This window comes from Epibacterium ulvae (genome assembly GCF_018678075.1).
GTDB classification, from domain to species: Bacteria; Pseudomonadota; Alphaproteobacteria; order Rhodobacterales; family Rhodobacteraceae; genus Epibacterium; species Epibacterium ulvae_A.
In genome coordinates, this window is sequence record NZ_JAHHIR010000007.1 from 22,324 (window position 1) to 28,407 (window position 6,084).

A 6,084-nucleotide genomic window follows, 5' to 3' on the forward strand; every position below is an offset into this window, starting at 1 on the left:
AAAATCCATGAAAGACAGCATAGAGGTACCCGTCATGCTGAGCAAAGAAGACGTCACCGTCATGATCTTGTCCGCCAAAAAACAGGCCGGGCTGACGTGGGAAGAGATCGCCGAAAAGATCGACATGTCCCCAGTGTGGACCCATTCCGCCGCCGTGGGCATGAACGCAATGCCCGCAGAAAAAGCAGCGCTTTTGGTGTCCACGTTGGGCTTGCCTCAAGAAGCGGCCTCGGTTCTGGAGGAAAGCCCCACCAAAATGTGGGAGCAGACCGTTCCAACCGACCCCTGCATCTATCGCCTGTATGAAATCGTCGGCGTTTATGGCCCAACGATCAAAGCGTTGATCCACGAGAAATTTGGCGACGGGATCATGTCGGCGATTGATTTCGACATGTCCATCACCAAAGTGCCACACCCAAAAGGCGACCGGGTCAAAGTGGAAATGTCCGGCAAATACCTGTCTTACAACAGCTGGTAAGATCGCGCGGCGCCGGTATCAAACGACAAGGAGCGCCGCGGCGCTCCCTTTTTTAATCGTTGGACCGCGCGGAGATTTACCCGGTAGAGCTGCGCAGCAAGGCGCTTTGCTCAGGCTGCCAGTCCTTTGCGAACACCCGCAAATCTTCGACGCTTTGCGGTTTGGCAAATGCAAAACCTTGCAATGTGTCACAGCCAAGCTTGGTCAAAATGCGCGCATGCTCCATCGTCTCAACACCCTCTGCCGTGACCTTGAGCCCCATCAGATCGGCCATGCCAACGATTTGCTTCAACAGGCCACGGATGGTCTCGGACTTGGTCAAAGGCAGCACAAGTTGCTGGTCAATTTTCATAACATCCGGCCGCAGATGCATCAGACCCACAATCGAGGCATGGCCTGAGCCAAAGTCATCAATTTCAATCGAAATCCCCATATCCCGCAGCCGGTCGATGCTGAAATTGAACAGGTCGGATTGTTCTTCTACCAGGACAGATTCCAAGACCTCGAATGCGATTTGATAGCCGGTCTCTGACGACTTCGGGAGATCCAAGAACATGTCAGGGTTCTGCACACGTTGCGCGGTTACATTGAAGGAAAGCTTTGGAATGATAATGCCTTGCTGCCGCAATTCACTGATCTCACGCGTCGCCTTTCGGAAAATCAACGCGTCAATCTCATCCACAGCAGAGAGCTGTTCGGCGATCGGCAAAAATGCATTCGGCGCCATCAAACCCAATTCAGGTGAGCGCCAGCGGACTAGGGTTTCAACGCCGACAATCTCATGCGTTTTGGCGTCGAATTGCGGTTGGTAGAAGGGCACAAATTCTTCGTTCACGATGGCACGACGAATTTCCAACGCAAGCGAGCGTCGTCCCTGCACTGTGTGATGGAGTTGTGGCGTATAGAGGCACACCGTGTTGCGGCCGTTGTCCTTGGCCTCATAAAGTGCGGCGTCTGCACCGACGATCAATTGCCCTATCGGAACCAGACCGTCCAACGTGCTGGCGACACCAAAACTCGCACCAACCCGAATGGTCTTTTTCTCGAACTGCTTGGGTTGCTGGATCCGCTCCAACATGCGTTCGGCCACCACACGCCCGTCCTCGGATGTTTTACCGGCCCCCAAAAGAATCACAAATTCATCCCCGCCAACGCGCGCCGGCAGATCCTCGGATTTGGTTTCTTCTCGCAAAATATTGGCAACTTCACACAGGACGAAGTCGCCCGCAGCGTGACCCAAAGTATCGTTTACATATTTAAAATGGTCAAGATCGATGCGCACAACTGTTGCATCTGCGCGCGGGTCCTGGCTGCGACTTTGCAGCGCGATGTCCAGCGCCCGACGGTTTGGCAGCGCAGTCAGTGAGTCGTGCAAAGCCTGATGTTCGATCTCGCGCTTTGCGCTCAGAATTGCTTCGCGTTGGGCGCGCTCATGGGTGACGTCGTGAGAAATCGCCATAAACCCGTAGAATTCACCCTGCTCATTCCTGAGCGGCGAGATCCCCAGGGACACCCAATATGTTCCACCGTCTTTGTTGTAGTTCAAAATTTCGGTCTTGATCGGGCGGCGATGGCGAATGGCCGTGCGGATCTCTTCGACCGTATCTGCATTGGTGTCGGACCCTTGCAACAAGGCACCGGGTTTTTGGCCTTGGGCTTCTTTGCCGGAGTAACCAGACAGCTTTTCAAACGCAGGATTGGTCCAAACTATACGTCCAGCTGAATCGGTCACCAGAAAGGCATCGTTCGCGCGCTTTGCGACAGCTGCCAGCTCTGCCAATGACTTCTTCTGTTGCTCCAAGCGCCGATGCGGTTCGACCAGAACGGCCCGACCCAGTGCCGCAAAAAGCGCAAAGGCAATGATCAACACAAGCGACAGTGCACCGACGGTCCTGGTTAACAATTCACTGCCGGCAGCCTCGATGACCTCGGTATCCGGCAACAAGACAACGGAAAGGTCAGTGGCCGACAGCGGTACAACGATCGCATCCTCTGGGACGTTGGTGATCCCGGCACTGATTGCGCTGCTTTTTGCGATATAGGTGTCTTTTGCAATCTCATTCGCAGGGAACAAAGCATCCGCGTCGATGCGCATGCCGACAACGACGACCCCTTCGGTGAACCCTTGAAACAACACCGGAGAGGCCATTGCGATATGTGCGCCGGCATCGTCCCGAGCAAATACCACATGGCGCTCAAATCCCTCAACCTCTTCATTGGTGTTCTGCACCAAGTCTACCAGCGGCGCCCCAACAAGTGGATTTTGCGCTTCTGTGTCAAAGTTGAATTCGACCAACTCTTCGCCAAATGCATCGTAAATTCGGACCCAGGAAACTTCGCTGGGCAGCTTCAGGCGACCGACGAATTCCTGAATGGCATCGGTGCTGTCCACATATCCCATGACGGCATCAACAATCGGCGGTGCATGGCTGACAAATTCGAGGAGAACGCGGAACCGTTCCAGTTTCGCTTCGAGACTATGGACATCACGGGTGGCCTGGGAGGTGATGACCCCTTCGCGTTCCTTTTCCAGGAACGGCGTTGCCGTCATCCAAAAAGCGACCGCCGATGAACTGACAGCCAGAACAAAGACGACCAGCAGCAGCCCCCAAAACCGTAGTAAGACGACTTTCGAATTGGCCACACGGGAAAACAAAGTATCAACCAGCATCTTCTAACTGCCCTTCCGAGCTAAACTGCGCAAAACAAAGATCTTGTTGTCCCAGCGCCTCATAGGCGTTCACCGCACCAGGCTCAAACGGGTGGAAGGGCGGATCGTAGGTATTCAGAATACCGGCAACGGGTTGTTCAATGCGCTCAAGCGCATTGCGCACCAAGGCGCGTTTCTGAGTGATATCGGCAGACTTCCAATCGTCGTCAGGCGCGGCTTGTTCGATGGCCGCAACCAAGACCCGGGTCAGGTCATAGCCATGCACAAATCCCGTCGCAGCACGCAGGTCTTTGAGCGCGGCTTTTTCCGGGGAGACACGGTGAAGCGCCTGTTCCAGAATCGGATTTCCGGCCCGTTCCTGCCGCAAGGCGCAGGTTTGCAGAACCTTGAGGTGTAGTGCGCGGCGGCTTTCATCACTGACATGTTCCGTAAACGCGCGCCCAATAATACCCCAGTGGCTATAGATGCGAATATCCAAGTCAGCGCGGTGGAGCGTATTGAGGATCAGTGCACCATCTACCCAGTTGGACAACATAACAGCGCAATCTGCCTGCGACCGTTTTGTCCGCGCCGCAAGGCTCACGGCGGTCGCTTCTCCGATCGACGATGAAAAGAATTCCGTGGCCGTTGACTTCATGCCTCGTTCAGCCAAAGCCGCTGTAAGAGATTTCTGATTGGCTCTGACCCATCCTGTGTTCAACAAGAAAAATGCAACCCGCGCGCAGCCGTCCTTCTCGATCGCCTGTTCGACAAAGAACTTGCCCGATTGCGCGTCATCAACGGATAGCCGGAAGACCCAGTTCTCCAGCCCGTCGTTTCCACGCGTAACCGGACCGGCAGCGGACCAGGGCAGCAACTTCAAAACACCATTGGAATTTATGTATTCCTTATGCGCCAAATAAGGAGGCGATTGTTTCCCCCCAATGATCGCCAGCGCGCGGTCGCTTTTGACGTATGTTTGGTAGGTGCGCCCAGCACGTTTTACATTGGATCGATGGTCCATGCGGATCAGGCGCACCGGTTCTCCTGCAAGGGCGTTCCCCACTTCATCAAGAGCGGTCTGTACACCCAGCTCAATGGACTGCGCCGCCGCGGCACTAATTAAAAAATCCGCAGCGATATAGAATTCCACCCCCTCTTCCGCCGCTTTTGCCGGAGGGACCATCCAGGCGAATACGCCGATTACCGCAAATGTCACAAATTTCGCAAACATGGGTCATCCTTCAGTTGTCCCCAAAGGTCTGCGCCACAAAAGCTAAGGCGCGGTGAATACATACATGAACAATACCTAGGGTTGTTTCGAATATTTATTTTAGAATATAAATAGCGATTCGCGCCGCTTTACCTGCACGCTTGATCGCCGTTCCAGTCCCTGCGTGAAGAGGTCGCGTGTCTTGTCAAGCGGCCAACTCCCCCCCATCCAACTTTGGAAAAACGAAAATGGAGCGCATACATGGGCTTTGTTGCACAAATCCGTTGCTGGGCAGGCTTCCCCTTTCCCCGGACGGGCTTATCCTTCGGGTTCCGTGATGGGTATACTGGCGCAGCCTACGCTGCAGACTACCGTACTCGTGCCCAACTGGACATCACTCGGGAAACCACTCGCAAAACTGAACGTCTCAAACATCAGCGTGCTCTCGAAGATGCCCACTTCTACAAGGACAACTCGGGAGAATACTTCTGAGAAGACCTTCACAACGACACCTTGTCCCGATAAACCTGACGTTGTGCATGCTCTCGTAATACACTGGACGCGGAGCTTGCAGACCAGTTAGGTCTTGGGAAGCAAACTGGTTTGAAGCAGCACCGTGAGATGTAAGATTAGGGACATTGAAGTAGTGAATTTAAAAGTGTGTACGGCGATCGTAACATGTTGGTTTATTCCTGTAGCAACAGCGGCCGCGCCTTGGGTTACCAGCTTGGAAGATATATCCGGTCTAGGAAAAGTTTGCACGATTTCCACAGCCGATGAGCATTCAACCGTATCTTTCCACTTCAACCGCGATGGAAGCACTACCATTGTGAGATATGACAAAAGAGCAAACTTCTACCAACGGGAAGCTGCTACTGTCTTTATGGTAGATGGTAAGGAATATTCTTTTTCAGCGTTTTACAACGACAAACTCTTGATAAGCCCAGCTTATAATAATGAACAACCGAACCTGGAACGTCTCATAGAGGGCATGGTTTCTGGGCATACTTTCATACACTACGCTTCTGCAAGCAATCCCTTTAAATTTCGGGTGTCCTTGTCAGGGTTCAGAGGCGCTTTTGCAGAAATGTTAGATTGTGTACAAAAAGTGTATTTGGGACAGTAAGAATGAAGATCATTACCAGTATCGCCGGCGCGGTAGCCTTGGCCACACTCTCCGCCTGTACTATTCCACCTTACGATACGCATAAGACAAATTCATATTTGCTTACGTATTACTCTATTCCCCAATGTATTCAAAAGGGTTGGGTACAAGACCAAGGGGCTTTCGCCTACTATTTCGACGTTGTGAAGCATCGCCTAGGTACACGGACAGATCCCGCCGTGGTGGCACAGTTGGATCAACAAGCAAAAATTTATCGACCAAATGTCGAAGACTGCAGGTTTATTGAATTTACTGCTATTGGTGAGATGAATGCCGAGATTAAACGTAAACAAGATTTGCAAAAGTTAGATGTGACCTGAGCCCCTAAAACTCCTCCAGATTAGTGTAGAGTCCGCCCAACAAAAGGACGGACAAATGAAGGCACGATTCACGGATGAGCAGATCATTGCGATGATCAAAGAACAGGAAGCTGGCGAGAAGACCGCAGATGTATGTCGGCGGCATGGGATTAGCACAGCGACGTTCTACAAATACAAATCAAAGTACGGTGGTATGGAACCGTCTGACGCGAAGCGACTGCGTTCGCTGGAGGACGAGAACGGTAAACTAACGAACTT

At 52.6% G+C, this 6,084-nt stretch carries 6 protein-coding genes; 4 read left to right on the forward strand and 2 right to left on the reverse strand.

What is annotated here, in order from left to right:
• Nucleotides 1-7 precede the first annotated feature (7 nt).
• Nucleotides 8-478, forward strand: coding sequence for a cyanase (cynS, locus tag KMP13_RS01830; RefSeq protein WP_251363640.1), 471 nt, complete (start codon nt 8-10; stop codon nt 476-478).
• 76 nt (nt 479-554) lie between these two features.
• Here cynS and KMP13_RS01835 read toward each other — a convergent pair whose 3' ends face one another.
• Complete coding sequence (locus KMP13_RS01835; RefSeq protein ID WP_215263779.1) at nt 555-3,149, reverse strand: putative bifunctional diguanylate cyclase/phosphodiesterase; 2,595 nt, start codon at nt 3,147-3,149, stop codon at nt 555-557.
• On the reverse strand, nt 3,139-4,362 hold the full coding sequence (locus KMP13_RS01840) for an ABC transporter substrate-binding protein (RefSeq protein ID WP_215263780.1): 1,224 nt from the start codon (nt 4,360-4,362) through the stop codon (nt 3,139-3,141). Before KMP13_RS01840 ends, KMP13_RS01835 begins: the two co-directional genes overlap by 11 nt.
• A gap of 625 nt (nt 4,363-4,987) precedes the next feature.
• Here KMP13_RS01840 and KMP13_RS01845 point away from each other — a divergent pair.
• The 3 genes from KMP13_RS01845 to KMP13_RS01855 form a co-directional block, all read left to right on the forward strand.
• Nucleotides 4,988-5,467: a hypothetical protein gene (locus KMP13_RS01845; protein WP_215263781.1), complete on the forward strand. Its 480-nt coding sequence runs from the start codon at nt 4,988-4,990 to the stop codon at nt 5,465-5,467.
• Nucleotides 5,468-5,469: 2 nt separating this feature from the next.
• Nucleotides 5,470-5,826, forward strand: coding sequence for a hypothetical protein (locus tag KMP13_RS01850; protein WP_215263782.1), 357 nt, complete (start codon nt 5,470-5,472; stop codon nt 5,824-5,826).
• 55 nt (nt 5,827-5,881) lie between these two features.
• The coding region (locus KMP13_RS01855) for a transposase (RefSeq protein WP_215263783.1) at nt 5,882-6,084 on the forward strand (203 nt) is incomplete at its 3' end.